This window comes from Thioalkalivibrio sp. XN8 (genome assembly GCF_011058255.1).
Taxonomy (GTDB): Bacteria; Pseudomonadota; Gammaproteobacteria; order Steroidobacterales; family XN24; genus XN24.
In genome coordinates, this window is record NZ_JAALFH010000050.1 from 20042 (window position 1) to 42055 (window position 22014).

General features: G+C 70.7%; 20 protein-coding genes. 10 read left to right on the forward strand and 10 right to left on the reverse strand.

Translation table 11 applies throughout. The features are described from left to right. Positions 1–6: 6 nt before the first annotated feature. The 4 genes from G6N75_RS05600 to G6N75_RS05615 are packed head-to-tail and all read right to left on the reverse strand — an operon-like array spanning position 7 to position 4119. Positions 7–702: an N-formylglutamate amidohydrolase gene (locus G6N75_RS05600; protein WP_206202953.1), complete on the reverse strand. Its 696-nt coding sequence runs from the start codon at positions 700–702 to the stop codon at positions 7–9. Next, positions 699–1931, reverse strand: a complete 1233-nt coding sequence (locus G6N75_RS05605; RefSeq protein ID WP_165347373.1) for a glutamate-cysteine ligase family protein — start codon at positions 1929–1931, stop codon at positions 699–701. Before G6N75_RS05605 ends, G6N75_RS05600 begins: the two co-directional genes overlap by 4 nt. Beyond that, complete coding sequence (locus tag G6N75_RS05610; protein ID WP_165347374.1) at positions 1928–3400, reverse strand: RimK family protein; 1473 nt, start codon at positions 3398–3400, stop codon at positions 1928–1930. Before G6N75_RS05610 ends, G6N75_RS05605 begins: the two co-directional genes overlap by 4 nt. After that, positions 3397–4119 carry a hypothetical protein gene (locus tag G6N75_RS05615; RefSeq protein WP_206202954.1) on the reverse strand — a complete coding sequence of 241 codons (723 nt, stop codon included), beginning with the start codon at positions 4117–4119 and terminating at the stop codon, positions 3397–3399. Before G6N75_RS05615 ends, G6N75_RS05610 begins: the two co-directional genes overlap by 4 nt. A gap of 109 nt (positions 4120–4228) precedes the next feature. Between G6N75_RS05615 and G6N75_RS05620 the strand changes: the two genes are divergently transcribed. From G6N75_RS05620 to G6N75_RS05635, 4 genes are all read left to right on the forward strand, one after another. After that, positions 4229–5272 (forward strand): hypothetical protein, encoded by a 1044-nt coding sequence (locus tag G6N75_RS05620; RefSeq protein ID WP_165347375.1) that lies wholly within the window; start codon positions 4229–4231, stop codon positions 5270–5272. Between the two features lie 41 nt (positions 5273–5313). Beyond that, positions 5314–6336: a hypothetical protein gene (locus G6N75_RS05625; RefSeq protein ID WP_165347376.1), complete on the forward strand. Its 1023-nt coding sequence runs from the start codon at positions 5314–5316 to the stop codon at positions 6334–6336. Next, a complete protein-coding gene (gene rlmJ / locus G6N75_RS05630) occupies positions 6333–7184 on the forward strand; it encodes a 23S rRNA (adenine(2030)-N(6))-methyltransferase RlmJ (protein ID WP_165347377.1) in 852 nt (283 codons plus the stop codon). Before G6N75_RS05625 ends, rlmJ begins: the two co-directional genes overlap by 4 nt. A gap of 80 nt (positions 7185–7264) precedes the next feature. Beyond that, positions 7265–7828: a protein-tyrosine phosphatase family protein gene (locus G6N75_RS05635; protein WP_165347378.1), complete on the forward strand. Its 564-nt coding sequence runs from the start codon at positions 7265–7267 to the stop codon at positions 7826–7828. 7 nt (positions 7829–7835) lie between these two features. On the opposite strand, the gene nhaC is transcribed toward G6N75_RS05635, so the two are convergent. Continuing rightward, positions 7836–9338, reverse strand: coding sequence for a Na+/H+ antiporter NhaC (gene nhaC, locus G6N75_RS05640; protein WP_240900962.1), 1503 nt, complete (start codon positions 9336–9338; stop codon positions 7836–7838). A 227-nt stretch (positions 9339–9565) separates the two neighbouring features. On the opposite strand from nhaC, the gene G6N75_RS05645 reads away from it, so the two are divergent. Continuing rightward, positions 9566–10960 (forward strand): lysine 2,3-aminomutase, encoded by a 1395-nt coding sequence (locus tag G6N75_RS05645; RefSeq protein WP_165347379.1) that lies wholly within the window; start codon positions 9566–9568, stop codon positions 10958–10960. A gap of 10 nt (positions 10961–10970) precedes the next feature. Here G6N75_RS05645 and G6N75_RS05650 read toward each other — a convergent pair whose 3' ends face one another. The 3 genes from G6N75_RS05650 to G6N75_RS05660 all read right to left on the reverse strand — a co-directional run bounded on the left by G6N75_RS05650 (position 10971) and on the right by G6N75_RS05660 (position 14597). Further along, positions 10971–12308, reverse strand: coding sequence for an AarF/ABC1/UbiB kinase family protein (locus G6N75_RS05650; RefSeq protein WP_165347380.1), 1338 nt, complete (start codon positions 12306–12308; stop codon positions 10971–10973). A gap of 456 nt (positions 12309–12764) precedes the next feature. Further along, positions 12765–13799, reverse strand: coding sequence for a GTPase (locus G6N75_RS05655; protein ID WP_165347381.1), 1035 nt, complete (start codon positions 13797–13799; stop codon positions 12765–12767). 9 nt (positions 13800–13808) lie between these two features. Continuing rightward, on the reverse strand, positions 13809–14597 hold the full coding sequence (locus G6N75_RS05660; protein ID WP_165347382.1) for a DUF2189 domain-containing protein: 789 nt from the start codon (positions 14595–14597) through the stop codon (positions 13809–13811). A 147-nt stretch (positions 14598–14744) separates the two neighbouring features. On the opposite strand from G6N75_RS05660, the gene G6N75_RS05665 reads away from it, so the two are divergent. Continuing rightward, positions 14745–16925, forward strand: coding sequence for a hypothetical protein (locus tag G6N75_RS05665; RefSeq protein ID WP_165347383.1), 2181 nt, complete (start codon positions 14745–14747; stop codon positions 16923–16925). A gap of 7 nt (positions 16926–16932) precedes the next feature. Here the strand turns inward: G6N75_RS05665 and G6N75_RS05670 are convergent, their stop codons facing one another. Beyond that, a complete protein-coding gene (locus G6N75_RS05670) occupies positions 16933–18444 on the reverse strand; it encodes a GGDEF domain-containing protein (RefSeq protein WP_165347384.1) in 1512 nt (503 codons plus the stop codon). A gap of 179 nt (positions 18445–18623) precedes the next feature. Between G6N75_RS05670 and G6N75_RS05675 the strand changes: the two genes are divergently transcribed. The 4 genes from G6N75_RS05675 (at position 18624) to G6N75_RS05690 (ending at position 21700) form a co-directional block, all read left to right on the forward strand. Then, positions 18624–19208 carry a glycine zipper 2TM domain-containing protein gene (locus tag G6N75_RS05675; protein WP_240900963.1) on the forward strand — a complete coding sequence of 195 codons (585 nt, stop codon included), beginning with the start codon at positions 18624–18626 and terminating at the stop codon, positions 19206–19208. A gap of 69 nt (positions 19209–19277) precedes the next feature. Continuing rightward, complete coding sequence (locus tag G6N75_RS05680; RefSeq protein ID WP_240900964.1) at positions 19278–19601, forward strand: PepSY domain-containing protein; 324 nt, start codon at positions 19278–19280, stop codon at positions 19599–19601. Between the two features lie 45 nt (positions 19602–19646). Beyond that, positions 19647–20333, forward strand: coding sequence for a response regulator transcription factor (locus G6N75_RS05685; protein WP_165347385.1), 687 nt, complete (start codon positions 19647–19649; stop codon positions 20331–20333). A gap of 53 nt (positions 20334–20386) precedes the next feature. Next, complete coding sequence (locus G6N75_RS05690; protein WP_165347386.1) at positions 20387–21700, forward strand: ATP-binding protein; 1314 nt, start codon at positions 20387–20389, stop codon at positions 21698–21700. A gap of 22 nt (positions 21701–21722) precedes the next feature. Here the strand turns inward: G6N75_RS05690 and G6N75_RS05695 are convergent, their stop codons facing one another. Beyond that, positions 21723–21968 (reverse strand): hypothetical protein, encoded by a 246-nt coding sequence (locus G6N75_RS05695; protein WP_165347387.1) that lies wholly within the window; start codon positions 21966–21968, stop codon positions 21723–21725. Positions 21969–22014: the final 46 nt, after the last annotated feature.

Below are 22014 nucleotides of genomic sequence, written 5' to 3' on the forward strand. Positions count from 1 at the left end.
CCCGGCTCAGCGCGCCGGGAACGTCTGCACCAGGTCGCGCAGCAGGGCCTCGCGCCGGGCGGGGAACAGCGCCTGGTTGAGCTCCAGCTCGACGCCCGCGTAGCCCGGGCCGAAGCGGCGGCGCAGCGCGGTGGTGTGGCCGTCGGCGATGCCGCGATAGGGATAGTTGCGCCGCACCCGCCAGCCGCGCTGCCGCAGGCCCTGCAGCCAGTCGCGGCAGAAATCCACCTCGGCCTGCCGGCGCGGGTCGTACAGCAGCCCGATGTCGGCGTTGCGGACCTCGACCCCCAGCACCGGGGTGAAGCTGTGCACGGAGACGTGCCGCACTTCGGCGCCGGCCGCCAGCCAGCGCTCGATGGTGGCGACCACCGACTCGCGCCATGGCTGCCACCAGCGCGCGGCGATGTCGGCGCGCTCGCCTGGGGACAGTCCCCGGCTGCGGGCGGAGAAGGCCTGCGGGTGATGCAACGAGCGATTGAGGTCGACCAGCAGCCGGCTCGTCGTGGCAGCGAAGGCCGCGTCGCCGTGCGCCGCGGCCAGCGCATCGAAGGCCTCCAGTGCCCCCGGGTCCCAGCCGCGGTGGGAAGCGAGTTCCGCCGCGGCATCCTCGAAGACCGCCGCGAACTCCGCCGGAATTTCGCGCCCGCCGTGCTCGCAGGTGAACAGCCGGCGCAGCGGCGCCCCGCTCCGCGTCCTGGTCACAGCAGCCGGTTATCGGCCAGGCAGCCCGCCAGCTCCCGGTAGGCCGCGTGGAGCTGCGCCCGGTCCGGCGTCATGCCGACGGCGGCTAGCAGCCGTCGCGCCAGGGGCCCCCGCGCCAGAATCCGGCCCAGGGCGGACCTCGTAGCGAGATCGAAGTCGTCCCGGGCCTGTTCGCACACCCGGCGCCAGGCCTCGCCGGCCGTCATGCCGCGCTCCTTCAGGCCCAGCATGCGCAGGTAGTCCGGGTCGGCGATGCGCGCCTGGTCGCCGTCGCGGGCCACGGCCAGCAGGAGGTCCGCCAGCAGGTCCTCCGGCCATTCCTGCTGCACGGCGAGCGGTGCAGTGGTCTCGGCGGCCAGCCGCCGCAGCAGCGCCACGATCGCGGCCGCCACCGCCACGTCCGCGGCGGGACACTCCTGGATGTCCACCACGCGGATCTCGATGGCATTGCGGTCGAAGCGCGCGATGGCGCCGCGCGAGTTGAGGAACAGCGGATTCAGCACGCCGTCGGGGTCGTGGGGCCGGATGTCGGCGGCGATGCGCTCGAACAGCCCGCGGTAGGCCGCCTCGGTGAACAGGCGCTCCGGGATCACCCGGCCCGTGATCGAGGGGATGCGCCGCTGGTTGTGGCGGTAAGTCTCGAGACGGGCGTCCAGGTAGCCGGTGAAGCGCCCGTCGAGGAAGGGCGAGCTGGCCGCCAGCGCCGGGACCAGCGGCAGCACCAGCCGGACGGCGGCGTGCAGCCGGCCGAACTCCTCGTCGCCGGCGAAAGGCAGGTTGAGGTGCGTGCTCTGCAGGTTGGACCAGCCGTGGCCCTGGCAGCCGAAGATGCGGTCGTAAGTGTCGTAGATCTCGGCGCCGCCATGGGGCCAGATCCGGGTCTCCGTGGCCGGGTCCATCCAGGGATGCGCCCCGGTGCCGAGCAGCATGGCGTCGTGCCCGGCCAGCAGCGCGTTGGCGGCCTGCACGTCGGCATGGAAGGCCCGGTCCAGGCCCGCGAGCGTCGCGGCCGGCCCGTTGGTCTTGAGCTCGACGAGGTGCGAGACGATCTCGTTGGACCAGCCGATCGCACCCCGCTCGATGTCCTCGACCCAGTCGTCCGCGCCGGCCGCGGCGCGCAGCAGGACATCGGCGAGCGGGCGCACGGCCAGGGTGCCGCGATCGACGATCATGTACTCCAGCTCGAGGCCGAACACCTCGAACAGGCCCCAGCGGCGGCCGGCGCTCATCGCGCCTCGCCCTCGCGCCGCGCCTCTACGCGCCGCCGCAGGGAGGCGATCACGGCGTCGTACAGGCCGGGGCCCAGCACCTTGTCTTCCACGTCCGACTCGACGCTGGGATTGTCGTTGATCTCGATCACCACGGGCTTCCCATCGAGTTCCTTCAGGTCGACGCCGTAGAAACCGTCGCCCATCAGTCGTGCCGCCTTTACTGCCATCTGCACCACGGCTTGCGGCGCGTCCGCCACGGCGAGAGTCTCGTACTGGCCCGAGACGTCGCGACGGCGGCGACTGGCCCAGTTGTAGATCTGCCAGTGGCCCCGCGCCATGAAGTACTTGCACACGAAGAGCGGCTCGCCTTCGAGCACGCCGACGCGCCAGTCGAACTCCGTCGGCACGAATTCCTGGCCGATGACCAGGTCCGAGGCCTCCAGCATGCGGTCGGTCAGCTCGAGGTACTCGGCCTCGGTCGTGGCCTTGGCGACGCCCTGGGAAAAGGAGGAATCGGGCACTTTCAGCACGCAGGGCAGCCCGAGGCGGGCGAGCGCCGGGCGGCGCTGGCCGCGCTGGATGATCTCGGTGCGCGGCGTGGGAATGCCGGCGCCCTTCAGCACTTCGGCCAGGTAGACCTTGTTGGCGCAGCGCAGGATCGAGTCGGGGTCGTCGATGACCGCCAGGCCCTCCGCCTGGGCGCGGCGCGCGAAACGCCAGGTGTGGTGGTTGACGGCGGTGGTCTCGCGGATGAACAGGGCGTCGAACTCCGCCAGCCGCGGATAGTCGTCGCGGCCGATCAGTTCGACCCCGAAGCCCTGGCGCCGGGCCGCCTTGACGAAACGCTGCAGCGCCTGGCGGTCGGAGGGCGCTTCGCGCTCCGCCGGGTTCACGAGGATGGCGAGGTCGTAGCGCGAGCGGTCGCTGCGCTCCGGGGCATAGCGCTTGCGGCTGAAGTAGCGCTGCGCCGCCTGGTGCATGAAATCCAGGTGCTGGGGCGGGATCTCGTCCAGCGACAGCGCCCGCACGCCGCGCAGGTTCCACTTCTGGCCCCGCCCGAACTTGGCCCGCAGGAACGGCGCCGGGAACAGGCGGAACAGGGCGCGGGCGAGGGCCTGGTGCTGGGCCGCCAGGTTCTCGCCGAAGTAGATCGACAGCACGAAGTCGTCCGACTTGAGACGGCCCAGGCTCTTCTGCACCAGTTCCTCGACGTCGGTCGGAATGAAGCGGACGAAGCCGGGCGCGTTGAGGTCCTGGATGGTGCGCACGTCCGGGATCACCCGGTGCCCGCGCGCTTCCGCCAGCAGCGAGACATAGTAGCCGCGCGTCTGGTAGCCGTAGGAGCGCGCGAGGTTGAACACGCGCACGCCGCGGCCGGGCCAGGGCTCCGCCGGCGCCAGGTACTGGGAGACCGGGATGACCTCGCCGTCTTCGGCGCGAGACAGGGGCCAGTCGGCCGGGTTGTCGACCACGATGAGGCGTTTCATGGCAGCGGGGCTTCCCCGATCACGAGCAGGTTGGCGTCGTACGTCATGACGCCGAGCAGGATGGCGCGAATCAGCCGGTCCACGCCGACGTCGTAGTAATGGCTCTCCTCCGCCAGCGGATTGCCGATGAAGGGATCTGCCACGCGGACTTTGCGGCCTTCGCGGCCGCACAGCACCACGAAGTGGCCGGTGGGCTCGCCCCGCAGGTCATCGTAGACCGAGCGATCGTGCCGGTTGGTGTATTCGCGGCAGCTGTCATAGAGATAGGTGGCGCTCAGGCCGGTCAGGACCGGCAGGCCGGCGTCGAAAGCGTGGTCGAGGAGCCGGGGCCGCAGGTCGTCGAAAGCGATCTCGCCGCCCAGCTCGAGAAACCGGATATAAGCGCGGCTCGCCGCCCCGAATTTCTTGCCGTGCTTGTGCTGCAGCTGGGCCTCCAGCTTCGCTACCAGCCCGGCCGAGTCCAGGTCGCGCCAGGTCGGGTCGAAGATCTTGAGGTGATAGCTGTACAGGCGGGCCCGGTACCCGAGCCGCAGGGCATGGTTACCCAGCGAGACCGCCAGCGTGCCGCCCTCGGGCAGCCCGGGCACCTCGCGGATCAGCTGGGGCAACTCCATCCGCCGCCCGAGATGGCGGTACACCGCCTGCAGGCAAGTCGGGCCGCAACTGATGTCGTCGGGCTGCGGCTGCATGCGGATGTCGAGGTAGGGATGCGGGCTCACGGTGGCGCCAGGGCTCGGGAAACGGCGCTATCTCGCGCCTTTTTTTGTTGCCGGTCAAGCCGGGCCGGGTGCTGGCGGACGCCCGGCAATGGCAGGCAGAATGCCGCCCATGGAAAGGCCCGACGACAGCCCCGGCGCCGCGGCGCCCCCGGACTGGCGCCGCCTGGCGCCGCCGGCACTGGGCATCCTGGCGCTGGTGCTGTTCCTGGCGCTGGCGCGGCCGCCGGGGGACGCCTATGGCTGGCGCACGCTGTTCGAGCTCGGGCACATCCCGCTGTTCGGCTGCGCCGCCCTGCTGATGCTGCGCCTCGTCCAGGTACTGCGCGGCAGTACGGCGCCCGCGGCGGTCGATCTCCTCATCGCCCTGCTGGCCACGACGGTGCTCAGCCTCGCCACCGAGGCGCTGCAGGTGTTCCAGCCGGGCCGGGACGCCAACGTGACGGACGCCGCCAAGAACCTGGTGGGCGTCGTCTCTTTCCTGGCCATCGTCGCGGCCCTGCGACCCGCCCTCTGGCAGGGCCTGGGGAAGGACGGCCTGGTGGCGGCCAGGCTGGTGCTGGCCGGCGCGGTTCTCACCCTGTCGCTGGCGCTGGCGCCGCTTGCCGGGGTCGCCTGGCACTACGCGCAGCGGGCGGCGGCGCTCCCGGTGGTGGCGGACTTCACGCAGTCCTGGCAGCAGCCGTTCCTGAGCCTCGGCCGGTCGGAGCTCGAGCGTACGCTCGCCCCGGACGGCTGGCGCGAGATGGAGGGCAGGCAGGTCAGCCGTCTCACCTTTCTCGACGCGCCCTGGCCCGGGGTCACGGTGCGCGAGCCGTATCCGGACTGGTCCGGCTACCGGGCGCTGCAGTTCCAGGTCTGGTCGGCACTCGAGCAGCCGGTCGAGCTGGTGCTGCGGGTCGATGATACGCATCGCCGGCGGGCCCACGCGGACCGCTTCAACGGCAGCTTCATCGTGCTGCCGGGACTGAACGATTTCTCCGTGCCGCTGGACACCATCGCGAGCGGCCCGCGCGAGCGCGAGCTGGACCTGCAGAACATCAGCCAGTTCATCATTTTCAGCCGCCGTCCCGGCGAGCCCTTCTCGCTCTACCTCGGCCCGTTCCGTCTGACGGGCGAGGGCGAGAGGATTGCCGGGGCCGGCGCTGCGGATTAGGGTAGGCGCGAGCCGTTGGCCGCCCCTGCCGGAGCATTGCGTTGAATCCAGCCGAACCGACCCAGGTCCCCGATCGCGAGCCCGTGCGCGGGAGTCGCCGGGGACCCGGTGCGCGCCTCATGGTCCTCTACGGCGCCATCGTGCTTTCGCTGCTGACGGTGTTCGGCCTGACCAAGCCGCGCGGCCTGCTGGAAGAGACGCTGCAGGACCTGCGGGAGATCTTCTTCTTCGGCTTCGCCGCCCTCATCATCCTCGAGATGACGGCGCTGATCGGCCGGCGCTGGATCCGCAAGCGCTCCCTCTACTATGCCGTGGCGGTGGTCGCCGTGGCCGGGCTGCTGGCGGGCTACCAGCTCATCCTCGGCGGCGACCCCGAGTCCACCGTCACGCCGCTGCAGACGTTCGTCGGCGCCTTCGGCTTCCTCGCGCTCAGCGCCGCGCTCGACCGGGGCCTGAAACGCGAGCATGCCTGGTTGCGCGGCTGGCCGCGCCGCTCCATCGGCATCCTCGGGGCCCTGCTGGTCGCCGCCGTGCTCAGCCCGCTCGGCCCGGTGCTGGCGTCCTATGCCGGGCGTGCCGGCGCGTTCCCCGAGGTGGTGGACCTCGCCGCCATCTGGCAGGAGCCCTTCGTCGAGCTCCACGATGCCGAGCTCTTCGTGGGCAAGGGGCCCGAGAAGTGGCCGCTGCGCACCGGCAAGCGGGTCGCGCTGCTGCTGCTGGACGGCGCTCCGGGCGCGGGCGTCATGGTGCAGGAGCCGTTCAAGGACTGGACCGGCTTCGACGTGCTCAAGCTCAACCTGTTCTCCACCGCCGCCGAGCCGATCACCGTCAACCTCCGGCTCGAGGACAGCTCGCGGATACTGCCGCCGGAAGAGCGGATCACCTATCCGTTGCGGGTGATGCCCGGCGCGAACGATTTCTTCGTGCCGCTGGAAGCGTTCCGCACGGCCCCCTCCGGGCGCGAGATCGACCTGTCGACGGTGCGCCGGATGGGCTTGTTCCTGGCCGAGCCGAGCGAGCCGCTGCGCCTTTACGTGCACCGGATTCGTCTCGCCGAGCGATGAACTACCGGCATGCGTTCCACGCCGGCAACTTCGCAGACGTACTGAAGCATGCCGTGCTGGCGGCGCTGCTGCGGCACCTGCAGCGCCGGCCCAAGCCGCTGTGTTATCTCGAGACTCATGCCGGGGCCGGCCTGTTCCGGCTCGATGCTGCGGAGGCGCGCCGCTCCGGGGAGGCAGCGGGCGGTATCCGGCGCCTGCAGGGACTGGCGCCCGCGTCGCCGGCGCTGGCGGCCTACCTGGGCGTGGTGCGCAGGCTGCCGGGCAACGAGGACGGGATTCGCTGCTACCCGGGCTCGCCGCTGGTGGCGGCGAGCCTGCTGGGTGCCGCCGACCGGCTGGTGCTCACGGAACTGGTGCCGGCCGCGGCGGAGGCGCTCCGGCGACTGTTCCGGGGGGATGCCCGGGTGGCGGTCCATTGCCGGGACGGCTGGGAGGCCCTCGGCGCCCTGCTGCCGCCCGCGCCGCGCCGCGGCCTGCTGCTCATCGATCCGCCCTACGAGGCGGCCGACGATTTCGACCGCGTGGCGGGCGGGCTCGAGCAGGCCCATCGGCGTTGGCCGGTCGGGGTGCTGGCCGCCTGGTATCCGGTCAAGGACCGGCGCGCCCTGCGGGCTTTCATGCGCCAGGTGGCGGCCGCGCCGCTCGGCACCGGCGGGGTGCTCGCCGCCGAACTGTCGGTCCGGCCGGATGACAACCCGGCGGGCCTCAACGGCAGCGGCATGCTCCTCGTGGGGCCGCCCTGGGGCTTCGAGGAAGAGCTGCGACCGCTGCTGGACGAGGCCTGGGCGGCCATGCGCGAACCCGCGGCGCCACGGCCCCGCCTGGAGTGGCTGCGCCGGCCCGCCTGAGCCCGCCGTCGATACGAGAACTGCGTCACGTCCCGGCAACCTGGCGGTTGTTACGCTGCGAACGTCGGGAGGACCGCGTGATGAGTAACGTACAGCCGATCAACGAGAGCTACTGGGTCGAGCCCGGCCTGCTGCTGGCTGGCGAGCACCCGGGCCACTGGGAGGATGCGGTGATGCGCCGGCGCATGTCGCGCCTGCTCGATGCCGGCATCCGCCTGTTCGTCGACCTGACCGACCGGAGCGACCTCGGGCGCCCCTATCGCCCGATGCTGGACCGCATCTGCAGCGACCGCGGCATCATCGCGGAGTACGTGAACCTTCCGCTGCCCGTCGATACCGTGCCCGAGCGCGCCGATGCCATGGCGGACGTACTGACCGCCATCCGTGACGGCCTGGGCCGTGGCGCACGCGTGTACGTGCATTGCAGCGACGGCGTGCAGCGCACCGGCATGGTGATGGGCTGCTGGCTGGTCGAGCGCGGGCTGGAGCCGAAGGACGCCCTCGAGGAGCTCGGCCGTCGCTTCATGTCGATGGGCAAGTCGCAGATGTTCCGCAGCACGCCGACCGATGCCCCGCTGGTGGAGTGGGTGGAGAACTGGCAGCCGCAGCTGGACATGAAACAGCTGCGGACCTGGGCATCCTGAGCATTCTTCAGGCGCGGGCCGCGCTGTCGATTTCCGGCATCTCCTCGCCCTCCGGCGCCCGCTCGATGGTGATGCCGCGGAACGCCAGCAGCGCTGCGACGAAGGGATTCACCAGGTTGAGAAAGGCCCAGGGCAGGTAGGCCAGCGTAGCCACGCCCAGAGTCGTCGCCATGTAGGCGCCGCAGGTATTCCAGGGAATCAGTGCCGACGTCAGCGTCCCGCCGTCCTCGATGGTGCGGGAGAGGTTGCGCGCCTTGAGGCGGCGGCGCCGGAACTCCGCGCGGAACATGCGGCCGGGGACCACCAGCGCCATGTACTGGTCGCCGGTCACGATATTCGTGCCGAGGGCGGTGAGCAGCACCGAGGTGATCAGGGCGCCGGTGCTCTTCGCCGCGCGGATCACGCCCTGGATGATCCGCTGCAGCATGCCGGCGTGCTCCAGCACCGCACCGAAGGTCAGTGCCGAAATGATCAGCCAGACCGTGGTCAGCACGCTGCTCATGCCGCCGCGCGAGAGCAGGCTGTCCACCACTTCGTTCCCGGTGTCGGCCGCATAGCCGTCGATCAGCGCCATCCACGCGCCCTTCACCAGGGCCAGGCCGAAGCCGAGCTCGCCCGCGCCGCCGTAGGCCGCCACCAGGTCCGCCTGGAACAGCACTGCGAAGATCGCGCCCAGCAGGGCGCCGCACAGGATCACCGGCAGTGCGTGGAAGCGCGCGATGGCGAGCCCCAGCACGACGAACAGCGGGATCAGCGTCCACCAGCCGAGCCGGAAATTAGACTGCAGCACGCCGGCGACCTCGGCCAGGTCCGCTTCCTGGTCCGTGCCCGTGCCCAGCAGCGCCACCACGGTGAACCCGCCGAGGGCGATGAGAAAGGACGGCCCGGTCGTGTAGACCATGTGGCGGATGTGGGTGAAGAGCTCGGTGCCGGCGACGGCCGGCGCCAAATTGGTGGTGTCGGACAGCGGCGACATCTTGTCGCCGAAATAGGCGCCGGAGATGACCGCGCCGGCGGTGATCTCCGGCGACAGCCCGAGTCCCTGGGATACGCCCATCAGCCCGATGCCGATGGTGCCGGCCGTGGTCCAGCTGGAGCCGATGGATACCGACACCAGGGCGCAGATCAGGCAGGCCGTCGGGTAGAAGATCGTCGGCGACAGCAGCATGCTGCCGTAGTAGATCATCGCCGGCACCGTGCCGGACATGCTCCAGGTGCCGATCATGGCGCCGATGGCGAACAGGATCAGCAGGGCGCCCATGGCGGTGGAGATGCCCCGTACGATCGCCTCCAGGATCTCGCTCCAGCGCTCGCCATTGTAGATGGCGATCACGGCGGCGACGGCAGCGGCGATGGTCAGCGCGACCTGGTTGGCGCCTTGCGAGGAATCCGCGCCGAACAGCACGATCGACAGGGTCAGCAGCCCCGCCATCACCACGATCGGCGTCAGCGACTGCAGCAGGCTGGGCACGCGCACGGCCTTGCCGGCGGGGCGGGCGTCTGCGGTCAAACCGGGTGTCCTCGGTTGCTGGGCCAGCGCGCAGTATAGACGAGGGTGCGGTTTGACATGCCGGGAGGGGTGCGGCAAGGTGATGAGGCTTCGAGGCCCGTGTTGTTACCGGTCGCGCTTGCATCGCGAGCGCTTGACCCGACGGGCTGTCCGGATCCCTGATCCATGGCGCCCGGGCGTTGTTCGCCCACTGTGTCCGCGCCCCAAAATACAGCAGCTGACGCCTTATGTTCGACAACGAGACCATTGGCCGGGACGCCGCTGCGCGTCCCGAATCGGTATTCACGCCCCGCCCGGCGCCGAAGCCCCGTCGCTATCGCGCCGTGACGGCCGCACAGCTGGACCAGCCCCTGCTGCGGAACCGGCTGGACGAAGCCGCGCGCTTCGAAATGCGCGTGGTGGCGAGCGTGCTCCCGTTCCGCGTCAACGAATACGTGATCCGCGATCTCATCGACTGGTCCCGGGTGCCGGACGACCCGGTCTTCCGCCTCACTTTCCCGCATCGAGACATGCTCGAGCCGGAGGCTTTCGAGCGCCTCGCCGAGTTGCACCGCCGTGATGCCCCGAAGGCGGAGCTCGCCGGGCTGGTGCAGGAGATCCGCGCCGACCTGAATCCGCATCCGGCCCTGCAGATGGAGCTCAACCTGCCGCGGACCGACGCGGGCGAGCGCATCAACGGCCTGCAGCACAAGTACCGCGAGACCGTGCTGTTCTTCCCCAAGAACGGCCAGGTGTGCCACGCCTACTGCACCTTCTGTTTCCGCTGGGCCCAGTTCGTGGGCGACAAGGACCTGCGCATCGCGGCCTCGGATGCGCGCCTGCTGCTGGACTACCTGCGCGGCCACCGTGAGGTCACCGACCTGCTCATGACGGGCGGCGACCCGATGATCATGCGCACCGCCAACCTGGCGAACTATCTCGAGCCCCTGCTGGCGCCCGAGTACGACCACGTCCAGCATGTGCGGATCGGCACCAAGGCGCTGACCTTCTGGCCCTACCGCTTCGTCACCGATCCGGACGCCGACGAGTTGTTGCGGCTGATCGAGTCTCTCGTCGAAGCCGGCAAGCACGTCGCCCTGATGGCGCATTTCAACCATGGCCAGGAGATGCGCACGCCGATCGCCCGCGAGGCCGTCCGGCGGCTGCGCGACGCCGGCGCCGAGATCCGGACCCAGAGCCCGCTTCTGCGGCACATCAACGACTCCGCCGGGGCGTGGGCAGACATGTGGCGCGAGCAGGTGCGCCTCGGCATGATCCCGTACTACATGTTCGTCGAGCGCGATACCGGCGCCCGCCGCTATTTCGAGGTGCCGCTCGCGCGCGCCTGGTCGATCTACCGCGAGGCCATGCGCGGCCTCTCCGGCCTCGCCCGCACCGCCCGCGGCCCGTCGATGAGCGCCGGGCCGGGCAAGGTAGAGGTGCAGGGCGTGGCCGAGATCGCCGGCGAAAAGGTCTTCGTGCTGCGCTTCATCCAGGGCCGCAACCCCGACTGGGTGCAGCGTCCCTTCTTCGCGCGCTACGACGAGCAGGCGACCTGGCTGAACCACCTCGAGCCGTGGGGCGAGAGCGAGTTCTTCTTCGAGCCGGAGTACCGGCGCATGTGCGCCGCCGCCGGCGCCTGAAGCGCGCGCCTCAGATCTTCTCGAGCAGGTAGTCGCGCATCGCGATGCGCGCCCGGAGGCGCTGGCACAGCAGGAAGCTGCCGCCCAGCTTGCGGTGCAGGACCGCGGTCTCGGCCGGAGGATTACGGTACTCGCGCGAGCGGAACACGATGTCCAGCCCTGCCGCGGCCGCGCGCTTGGGCAGCGTGGAGGCGCCGAAGTCGTAGGCGCCGCCCTCGATCAGCGGCTCGCAGACCATCATGATCAGGTCCACCACCAGTTCCTTGTGGCGCGCGGAGTCGCTCGCCCGCAGGTAGCCGATCTCGATCGCATGACGCTCCACGCCCGCGCGGTCCTCGTCGAGAATCGCACGGGTGATACGCCGGTAGCGGTCGACGAAAGGCTGCGGGAATTCCACCGCGGCGCCCAGGTCCAGCAGCGCGATCCGGCCGTCCTCGTGGCGGTACAGGTAGTTGGCGAAGTTCGGGTCCGTCTGCATGAAGCGAAAGACGTAGAGTTCCTTGAAGGTCAGGTCCTGGATCGCCTCCGCAATGCCGTTGCGGGTCTCCTGCGGCACTACTTCGTGCACCAGCTGGTCCAGCGACTCGCCCTCGACCCAGTCCATGGCGAGGATGCGCCGGGTGCTGAAATCCCGGTGCACCCGCGGGACGACGAAGCGGTCATCGTCGGCGAGCAGCTTGCGGTAGCGCTCGAGGTTGGCCGCTTCGGTCTCGTAATCGGCTTCCTGGCGCAGCTGCTTCTTCGCCTCCTCGATGATGTCCGAGACGTCCAGCTCGCGCGGCAGCAGCCGCGCCATGTTGAGGAACATGGCCAGATTGTCCACGTCGCTGTCGATGCTCTTCGCCACGCCCGGGTACTGGATCTTGAGTGCGATGTCCTCGCCCTTGCGCGTGCGGGCGCGGTGCACCTGCCCGATCGAGGCCGACGCCGCGGGCTCGAAGTCGAGGTCCTCGAAGCGCGCCTCCCAGCCCTTGCCGTACTCGCGCCCGAGCAGGCGCTTGACCTGCGTCCGGGGCATCACGTCGGCCGACGCCCGCAGGACGGACAGCGCCTCCGCGAACTCCGGCGGCAGCACGTGGCTGCTCTCCATCGAGAGCAGCTGGCCGAGCTTCATCGCCGCTCCGCGCATGTGCGCCAGGCGCTTGGCGAGACGGGTGGCGTTGGCGCCCGACAGCAGTACCGAGGCCGCCTTGTCCGAGGCGCCTCCGGTCGCGCGGCGCAGGCCCTCGGTGAGGCCGCCGACGGCCATGGTCCCGGCCGTCAGGCCCATGCGAAACAGGCGCCCCGCGCGGGTGACGGGGACGCGGGATTCGCGGCGGCGGGGCGGGGTCTTGGGCTTGTCGCTCACGTCCGGCAGATTACCACGCGGCCGGCCCGGACTACCGAGGACCTGGCCGCGGGGTCGGCCTCTGCGCCCGTCAAGACCTGACCGCGGGACCGCGCCATGCATGGCACCCTTCGCTTGGAATTCTTATGCCGCTCAGGGCGCCATGCATGTCACGACCCCGCTGCCATCTCGAAGGCGCCAGGGACCGAGGCACACGGCCCGGACAGCAGCAGGCCCGTCTCACCCGGTATCAGCTCGGTCGGACGTCGCCCGAGCTCGGCGGCCGCTTCCGGCTACCGAGCTGAGCTGGCGAGTGCCAGAGCCAAGCGCGGAGTCCTGGTGCGCTGTCGGCGTCGGGTCCCTGAAGCATTGCAGCGGGGTCGGGTCCTGTAGGGTCCCCTGAGCGGCATCAGATTTCCAAGCGAAGGGGGCCCTACAGGGGCCGGCCCCGCGGTCAGGTCTTCCGACGCCAGGGGCTCAGCGCGCGTGCAGCTCGACGACGTCCCCGTCGGCCACCGGCTGGTCGGCGCCGACCTGCTGGCCGTCGAACACGTTCCGGCCCCACATCCGCGCGAAGCGGAAGCCCTCGGCGATGTCCTTGTGGACCAGGCGGGCGACGTCGAGCACGGTCTCGCCCGCGCGCACGGTGAACGGGCGATCGCGCTCCACGTCCTTGCCGGGCGCCTTGCTGTAGACCCGCACGATGCCGAGCGCCCGGAACAGCCAGGGCGCCAGCTCGCCGAGGCCCTGGCCGGTCTCGGCCGAGACCCGCAGGGACGGGAAGTGCAGGCCGAGGAGCTCCTCCAGGATGGCGATCTCTTCCGGGTCCCCGGCGAGGTCGCTCTTGTTGGCCACCAGCAGCGCGGGCAGCTCGATGCGGAAGGGGTCGCGCAGCTCTTCCTCGCCGGCCTGGCCCGGCGGCGTTGCGGCGGCGAGTCCGGGCCAGTCGGCGACCAGGCCGACTTTCTTGCGCTCCAGGGTGCGCAGGATGAAATCGACCTGCTCGACGCAGGCAGGGTCGGCAAGATCTACCACCAGCAGCACGGCGTCGCAGCTCTGCAGGCTGGAGCCGATCCACGGCGGGCTGTGCTCCGGCGACATGGAGGGCAGGTCCAGGAGCTGGAAGGCGATGTCTTCGCAGGGCAGCATCCCCGGCTCGGGAAACTGGGTGATGAAGGGCCCCGGTCCCGGCTGGGCGCGTGAGCCGGTGAGCCGCTGGTGCAGCGCCGACTTGCCGCTGTTGGGCGGGCCTACCAGGGCGACCTGGGCTGCGCCTTCTGGCCGGACGACCAGTGCGGGGCCGCTGCGCGCGCCCCCCTTCTTCGGGCCGGCGAGTTCCTCGGTGAGCTCCTTGATGCGGCTCTTGATATCGGCTTGCAGGTGCTCGGTGCCCTTGTGCTTCGGGATGGTCGAGAGCATCTGCTTCAGGCAGTCGAGCCGCTCCTTCGGCTCACGGGCGGCGCGATACGCTTCCTCCGCCTTCTTGTACTCGGGCGAGACGTTGGTGGGCATGCGCGGTGCTCAGGGCTCGTGGCGCGGCCAGGCCGAGCCGTCGATGGTTTCGCGGTAGGCATGCCAGGTGGCGTGGCCCAGCAGCGGGAACAGCACGGCGAGGCCGACGAAGGCGGTGGCGAAGCCGACGCCGGTCAGCACCACGATCAGCGCCAGCCAGACGGCCATCGCCGGCTTGTTGCGCAGGGCCGCATTGGCACTGCTGAGCACGGCGGTGATGGTGTCGACCTGGCGATCGACCAGCATCGGCAGCGAGAAGGCGCTGGCCGCGAAGGCGATGGCCGCGAAAATGGAGCCGACCGCCGAGCCGATGGCCAGGAAGCGGACCAGCTGCACCAGTTCGGGGCGCGACTCGATGGGGAAGAACACGTGCACCATGGAGCCGGCGCGCGCCCAGACCAGGAAGATGATGAGCAGCACCAGCGCGAACACCATGCTGTCGGCGAGGCGGCGGCGGGCGGTGCGGATGCTGATGTCGAAGGTCGGCACCCGGCCGAGCTCCAGCTGCCAGCTGATGGCGTAGAGGGCGATCGCGAGCAGCGGCCCGATGAACACGAAGCCCGAGAGCAGGGACAGCATCATGACCCAGCTGCCGAGCTGCAGCGCCAGCAGGCTCACGCCCCAGGACAGGCCGAGCACGACCAGGCCCCAGGCCAGGCTCTGGCCGGGGGCCGCCCGCAGGTCGCGCCAGCCGGCCGCCAGCCAGCGCAGCGGCGCGCCGGCCCCGATGCGGCGGCACGGCGCAACGAAGGGATAGGCCGGCTCTTCGCCGGCGCCCGGCGGTTGCTCGAGGGACATCGTGAAACCATTCTCCCGGTTGCCGCATCCTCTATACCATAAGCCGCGGAGAGCGTTCACGGCCGCGTTGGCGTTTCGGCCGGGTGGGCTGTACGCTTGGCCGCGAAACCGAACGGGATGTGGATCCGCCGGATCCGGGAACAGTGCATGGGTTCGTTTTTCGCCGAGCTGAAGCGCCGCAACGTCATCCGGATCGCCATGTTCTACGGCGCCGGGGCCTGGGTGATCCTGCAGGTGGCCGACGTCCTGCTCGGCATCGTCGAGGCGCCGGACGGCTCGTTGCGGCTGCTGGCCATCGTGCTCGGGCTCGGCTTTCCCTTCGCCCTCGTACTGGCATGGGCCTTCGAGATCACCCCGGAGGGCATCAAGCGCGACCGCGACGTTCGGGCGGAGGGCGGCGCGTCCGCCGAGGCCGGCCGCAAGCTCAATATCGCCACTATCGTCCTGCTGCTGCTGGCGATCGCGCTGCTGTCCTGGAACATCTTTGCCGGGCGGGACCCCGCTGAGATGGCCCGGGCCCCGGCCGCCGGCGACGCCGCCCGCCCGCAGGATTTGTCCATCGCCGTCCTGCCGTTCGTCAACATGTCGCAGGATCCGGCCAACGAATACTTCTCGGAAGGGCTCTCCGAGGAGCTGCTGAACGTGCTCGCCCGCATCGACGATTTCCGGGTCGCGGGCCGCACCTCGTCCTTCGCCTTCAAGGGCCAGGAGGAGGACCTGCGCACCATCGGCGAACGGCTCGGCGTGGCCAACATCCTCGAGGGCAGCGTGCGGCGCCAGGGCACACGGGTGCGCGTGACCGCCCAGCTGATCGACGCGAGCACCGGCTATCACCTCTGGTCCGACACCTACGATCGCCAGCTCGACGATATCTTCGCCATCCAGGACGACATTGCCACCGAGGTGGTGCGCGCCTTGCGCCAGACCCTGCTGCCGGGCGACGAGGCGGTGATTCGCCAGACGGCCAAGGGCGACGTGGAGGCCTACAACCATTACCTGCGCGGCCAGTTCCATGCCCGCCTGCGCACGCCCGAAGGACTGCGCCGGGCGCTGGAGGAGTTCCAGCAGGCGGTGCTGATCGATCCAGCTTACGCGCCGCCCTACGCAGGCATGGCGATGGTCTATGCACTGCTCGACAACTACAACTATCGCAGCCTGGAGGAGACCGGCCCGCTGGCCCATCGCGCGCTGGAGCGGGCACTGGAGATCGACCCGGCCAGCGACGAGGCCTGGGCCGTGCGCGGCCTGCTCCTCGGCCAGGGGGCGAACGCGGAGGCGCGCAGGGAGGAGGCACGCGCCGCGCTGGAGCGCGCCGTGCAGATCAACCCCAACAACGCGCTGGCGCACCTGTGGCTGAGCGGCACGCTGCTGCCCGACCTGGCCGCTGCCCAGGCTTCGCTGCGGCAGGCCTACGCAGTGGATCCGCTGTCACCGGTGATCGTGTACCGCCAGGTCATGTGGGCACTGCAGGGCGGGGACCAGGCGGTGATCGACCGCTACCTCGATGAATTGCGGGAGGTCGCCCCGGACTGGTTCATGACCTGGCTGGCGGTCGGCACGACGGCGGCCCAGACCGGCCGGATCGCGGACAGCGCGGTGGCCTTTGCCAGGGTGCGGGAGCTGAATCCGGACTATCTCGGCGCCCTGGGGCAGGAGGTCCTCGCCCTGGAGATGCTCGGGCAGGGCGAGCGGGCCGGCGAACTCCTGGCGGCTGCCGTGGATCGCCAGGGCGGCGAGTCGCTGCAGATCGCCCTCGCGGGTCATCGCGCGCGGCAGGCCATCCAGGCACAGGGGCTGGCGGCGGGCCTGGCCGTGTACCGGGCGGAGCTCGAGCGGATCGGGACGACCAACCCTGACGCCGTCGGGGACCTGGCGCTGCTGGAAGTGGCCGCGGGCGAACCGGTCGCCGCCGAGGAGCGGCTGCAGCCGCTGCTTCGCTACGCGCCCGGGGACCTGCCGGCCTGTGACCAGCAGACGCAGCTGACGGGCTGCATCGCGCTGGTCATGGCGCTGCACGAACAGGGGCGCGCGAGAGACACCCGCGTGGTCGCAGAACGCACCGAGGGGCTGATCATGTCGCTGCGCAGCCAGGGGTTCGAGAGCCCGGTCATGCTGCTGATCGAGAACTACCTCAGGCATCTCGACGGGGACGCGGGCAGCCTGGAGACGACGGTCGCGACGGCCATCGAGCACGGCTGGCGCGTGCCTCCGCCCGTGATCCGCTGGCTCTTCAGCCAGCATGTGGACGAGGAGGTCGTCGAGCGGCTGGTCGGGATGATGGAGGCGGCGCTGGCCGAACAGCGGGCGCGCTACGAAGAAATCAGCTGACGCGTTCTCAGCAGTCGGTCTTGGCGTGCGCGCAGACGCGATTGCGACCGGCGTTCTTGGCTTCGTAGAGGGCCTTGTCGGCGAGCCGCACCAGGTCCATGGCGCTCGCGGCCTGGTGTCCGGCGTCGTTGTGCGTGGCGACCCCGATCGAGACGGTGACCTGGAACTGCTCGTCGCCCGGGGCGTCGTGCGTATCGTTCGCCACGGCCTCGCGGAGGCGCTCGAACACGGCCCGCGCGGCGCCGGTCCCGGTTCCCGGCAGCAGCGCGACAAACTCCTCGCCGCCGTAGCGCATGATGAAGTCGTTCTGGCGCAGGTGGCGCGCCAGGGTCTTGGCAACGCGGGCCAGCACGCTGTCGCCCACCTGGTGGCCCCGCGTGTCGTTGATCCGCTTGAAATGATCCAGGTCGATGAAGCCGATGGAAAGGGGCCAGCCCTTGTCCGTCGCCAGCTCGAACTCGCCTTCCAGTACGTCGTCGAAGAAGCGCCGGTTGTGCAGCCCGGTCAGGGCATCGCGGGAGGCGGTCTCGCGCAGGTGTTGCGTGGTCCGTTCCATCTCGCGCAACTTGGTCTGCTCCGCGGCCACCTGCTGGATCAGGTGAAGATTGCGCTCGGCGAGCAGGTCGCGAGCCTGGTCGAGCACGCCGGCCGCCTTGCGGGGCGAGATCAGCTCGGTGTCGTACAGGGTGCCCACCTCGGGCAGCATCTGCGCAACTTCCTGCAGCACGCTCTCTACCGCGTCGTGTTCCATGCCTAGGAGCTGGCGGGCGTTGTCCGCGATCCGCTTGATGCCGGCCTCGCCCTCTTCGCCAATGAAGAGGTCGGCGATCTGCCCGCCCAGCAGCACGCAGTTGAGGAAGGTCCGCATTTCCGGCGGCACGGTCACGGCGCCCGGGTCGTGCACCGCCCGGGCCGAGATCGCGAGCCGCTCGGGCAGGCCCCAGTGGGCCATCAGCCAGGAGCCGGCCTCGCCATGGTCGCAGCCCAGCGCTTCGCGCTCGAGCCGCACCAGGTCCTCGTGATTCTGCGCCGAACTGATGACGGGCTCGTAGAGCTCGGGCAGCGCTGCGTCCAGCGCCAGGATGCCGAGATCCTGCAGCAGCGCGGCCAGGAACAGTTCTTCCAGGTCGGCCTGCCGCTGCCGCTGCCCGAGCGACTGCGCGGCCGAGGCGGAGATCAGGGCGCGGCGCCAGACGAAGCGCATGATCTGCTGGGCGTTCGAGTGGCCGGACAGCGTTTCCGCGAGCGAGAAGCTGAGCGCCAGCGTCATGGTGGCGTTGAGCCCGATGACGACCAGCGCCTGGCGCAGGTTCGTGCTGCGGCGGCGCTGGGCGTAGAGAGCAGAGTTGCTCGCCCGCAGGACCCGGCTGGCGAGTGCCGGGTCACGCGACAGCAGGCGGAGCAGGGCGGTGATGTCGACGTCGGGATCACGCCCCAGCTCGACGATCCGCATGGCAATCCCCGGCGGCGAGGGAAGGTTGGGACAGCACTGCAGGGCGTCGCGGATCTCGGGGTTCATGGCGCATGATTCTTCAAATAATCGCCTAATATCCAGTATCACCCGCCGCTTGGCAACGGCTCGAGCCTGCTCCATCCTCTCCCCGGGCGTTCAGCTTCAGTTCAGCCGCTGCGTCCTAGCCTGCAATCGAGGCTCCCGGCAGTCCGGCGCCGGGATCGTGAACGAGCAGGAGAGCAGTGATGAACGAAAGGCTGAAACTCAAGTTGGCGGTGGCGGGCCTGCTGGCCTGCGTGGCAGGCACGGCCGTGGCCGACCCGCGGCCGCGCTCCGGCGTGGAATACGCGCGGGTGGTGGACGTGACCCCGATCGTGCGCCAGGTCCGGGTCGAGACGCCCGCCCGCGAATGCTGGCAGGAGACCGAGTACCGCACGGTGCGGCACGAGGCGCGTTACTACGACGGCCGGCGGGCCGGCAGTGCGGTGCCGACCATCGCGGGCGGGATCCTGGGCGGCGTGATCGGCAGCCAGTTCGGCAGCGGCAGCGGCCGCGATGCCATGACGGCGGTAGGTGTCCTGGTCGGCGCCTCGGTCGCCTCCGAGGCAGCGCGGAACGAGGCCTACGGCGACCGCCAGGTCAGCTACGAGCGGCGCCCGGTGACGGTGGAGCGCTGCCAGACGACGGTCTCCTACCAGACCGAGGAGCGGATCGAGGGCTATCGCGTCACCTACGTCTATGCGGGACGGGAGTACCACACGACCATGGCGTCCCCGCCAGGGAATCGCATCCCGGTGCGGGTCACGGTGGTGCCCACGCGCCACCGCTGAGCCGGTCCTTGCATTCGCGCGGCGAGGCTTTCAACCTTGTGCGCAGCAACGCCAGCGAGTGACCTGCAGATGGACCAGTCCAGCACCCTTCGCCGCCGCCCCGGCCGCGCCTGCCTCGGCCTGGCGGCGGCGCTCTTGTGCGCCCTCGCGCCGGGGCTCGTCCCGGCCCAGGCCAGGCCGCCGGCCGATCCCGGCCTGCGGCTCGCCCAGGCGGACGAGCGGGTCAGTCTCGCCGCGGCCACGCGCATGGTGCAGCAGCGCTTCGGCGGGCAGGTGCTGCGGGCCGAGACCCGGCGGGACGACGGGCGCGTCGTGCACCGGATCCGGGTGCTGACCGAGGACGGGCGGGTCCGGACGGTGCAGGTCGACGCGGCGACCGGCCGGATGTACTGACGCCGCCGCGGCCCGCGGCCGGGGCGGCACTCGCGGAGGTGAACGATGCGCGCACTGCTGGTGGAGGATGACGAGACCCTGCGCCACGGCCTGGCGGCCGCGCTGCGCGCCGCCGGCTGGCAGGTGGACGAGGCTGCCGATGGCCGCGAGGGCCTGTACCTGGCGGAAGAGATGGCGCCCGACGTTGCGGTGGTCGATCTCGGCCTGCCCGGGCTGTCGGGCATGGAGCTGATCGGGGCGCTGCGCGGCCACGGCCGCGACCTGCCGGTGCTGATCCTGACCGCGCGCGACCGCTGGCAGGACAAGGTCGCCGGGCTGAAGGCCGGCGCCGACGACTACATGGTCAAGCCGTTCCATACCGAGGAGTTGCTGGCGCGCCTGGAAGCCCTGGTGCGACGCGCCGCCGGCTGGTCGCAGCCGGTGCTCGATTTCGGGGTCATCCGCTTCGAACCGGGCGCCCAGCGCGTGGAGCGCGACGGTGAGCCGGTCGAGCTGACCAGCTTCGAATACCGCCTGCTCGAGTGCCTCGTGCTGCGCGCCGGGCAGGTCGTCTCGCGCGCCGAACTCATCGACCGGCTGTACGAGCAGGATTACGACCGCGACAGCAATACCATCGAGGTGTTCGTCGGCCGGTTGCGCCGCAAGCTCGACCCCGACGGGACGCTGAAGCCGATCGAAACGCTGCGGGGCCGGGGCTATCGCTTCGCCCTCAAGCCCGCCGCCGCGGACTGAGCCCGAGGGTGATGCCGAACTCCCTGCGGTCGCGGGTCCTCCTGAGCCTTGCGGTGGCGCTGCTCGTATTCTTCGGGGCGACGGTCGCCGTGCTGGAGTGGAGCCTGGGCAACAGCCTGGCCCGGGCCCGCGACCAGGTCCTCGAGGCGCAGCTGCTGGCCATGATCGCGGTGGCGGAGCCCGGCGAGGCGGGCGCCGGGCTCGAGCTGCCGGAGCCGCCGGACGGGCGGATGCTCAGCCCCGGGTCCGGACTGTACGCCGAGATTCGCGACGCCGCGGGCCGGCCGGCGTGGCGCTCGCCGTCGGCGCTCGAGTTGGCGCTGGAGCTGCCGCCGCCGGGCGCGCCGGGTGTGCGCGACAGCTGGATCCAGCCGCAGCGCGGCGGTCCTGGCCTGGCGCTGAGCAGCATGGTGATCGACTGGGAGTTCGACGACGGGCGCGTCGAGTCCTATCGTTTCGTCGTGGCCCAGGGGCTGGAAACCTGGGCCGCGCAGCGCCGCGCCTTTCGTCTCGGGCTGGTCGGCTGGTTCGGCGCGCTGGCGGCGGCGACGCTGGCCCTGCTCGCCTTCGTGCTGCGGCGGGTGATGCGCCCCCTCGGCCGCATCGAGCAGGAGATCCGCGAGATGGAGGGCGCCGAGCGGGACCAGTTGTCCGCCGGCTGGCCGGAGGAACTGCGCGGCGTCGCGGATAATCTCAACGCGCTGCTGCGCCGCGAGCGCGACCGCCAGCGGCGCTACCAGGAAAGCCTGGGCAACCTGGCGCACAGCCTGAAGACGCCCCTGGCGGCCATCCGCACCGTGTTGCCGGAGGCGGGCGCCGCCGCCGCCCCGCAGGTGGCCACGGTGAGGAGCGAACTCGGGCGCATGGACCGGATCATCGGCTGGCAGCTGCGCCGCGCGGCTGCCGTCGGCGCGGCGGGCGTGGGGCTGGCGCCGGTACCGGTGGTTCCGGTGGTCCGGGACCTGGCTGCCATCCTCGACAAGGTCTACCGTGAGCGGGACGTGCGCTGCGACCTCGAGCTGCCGGAGAACCTGCGCTTTCGCGGCGACGAGGGCGACCTGCAGGAGATGCTGGGCAATGTCCTGGACAACGCCTGGAAATACGGCCGTCGGCGGGTCAGGATCAGCGGCGCGCGGCACGGCGTCGACGCCATTACGCTGCGGGTGGAAGACGACGGGCCGGGCCTGGCGCCGGCGCGGGCGGACGAAGTGATGGCGCGCGGCGCGCGCCTGGACGAGAGTCACCCCGGCCAGGGCATCGGGCTCGCGGTGGTGCGGGAGCTGGTGACCGCCTACGGCGGGCGGCTCACGGTCGCGGCGTCGGCGCTGGGCGGCGCCGCGGTGGAGCTGGAGTTGCCGGGGGGCTGACCGGGCGCGTCCGGGTCTTCGCTCAGGCCCTGGGCTTGCGGCTGGCGGCGCGCTTCGCCGGGGCTTTCCGGCCGCCGCGACCGGCCTCGTGCTCCTCGATCAGCTCGATGAGCTGGCGCCAGGAATAGCGGCGCGAGGGCTCGCGCGCGTTCTTGCGGAAGTAGTACAGGCTGCCGGCCGAGATCAGGAAGCGGCCGCGCAGGTTGTCCTCGCTGTCGGTCACCTTGACCACGATGTCCAGGCCGGCCTTGCGTGGGGTCTTAGCCATCCCTTGCTCCTTGTTGTTCTGGGCGACTGCGCCGACGATTCAACCA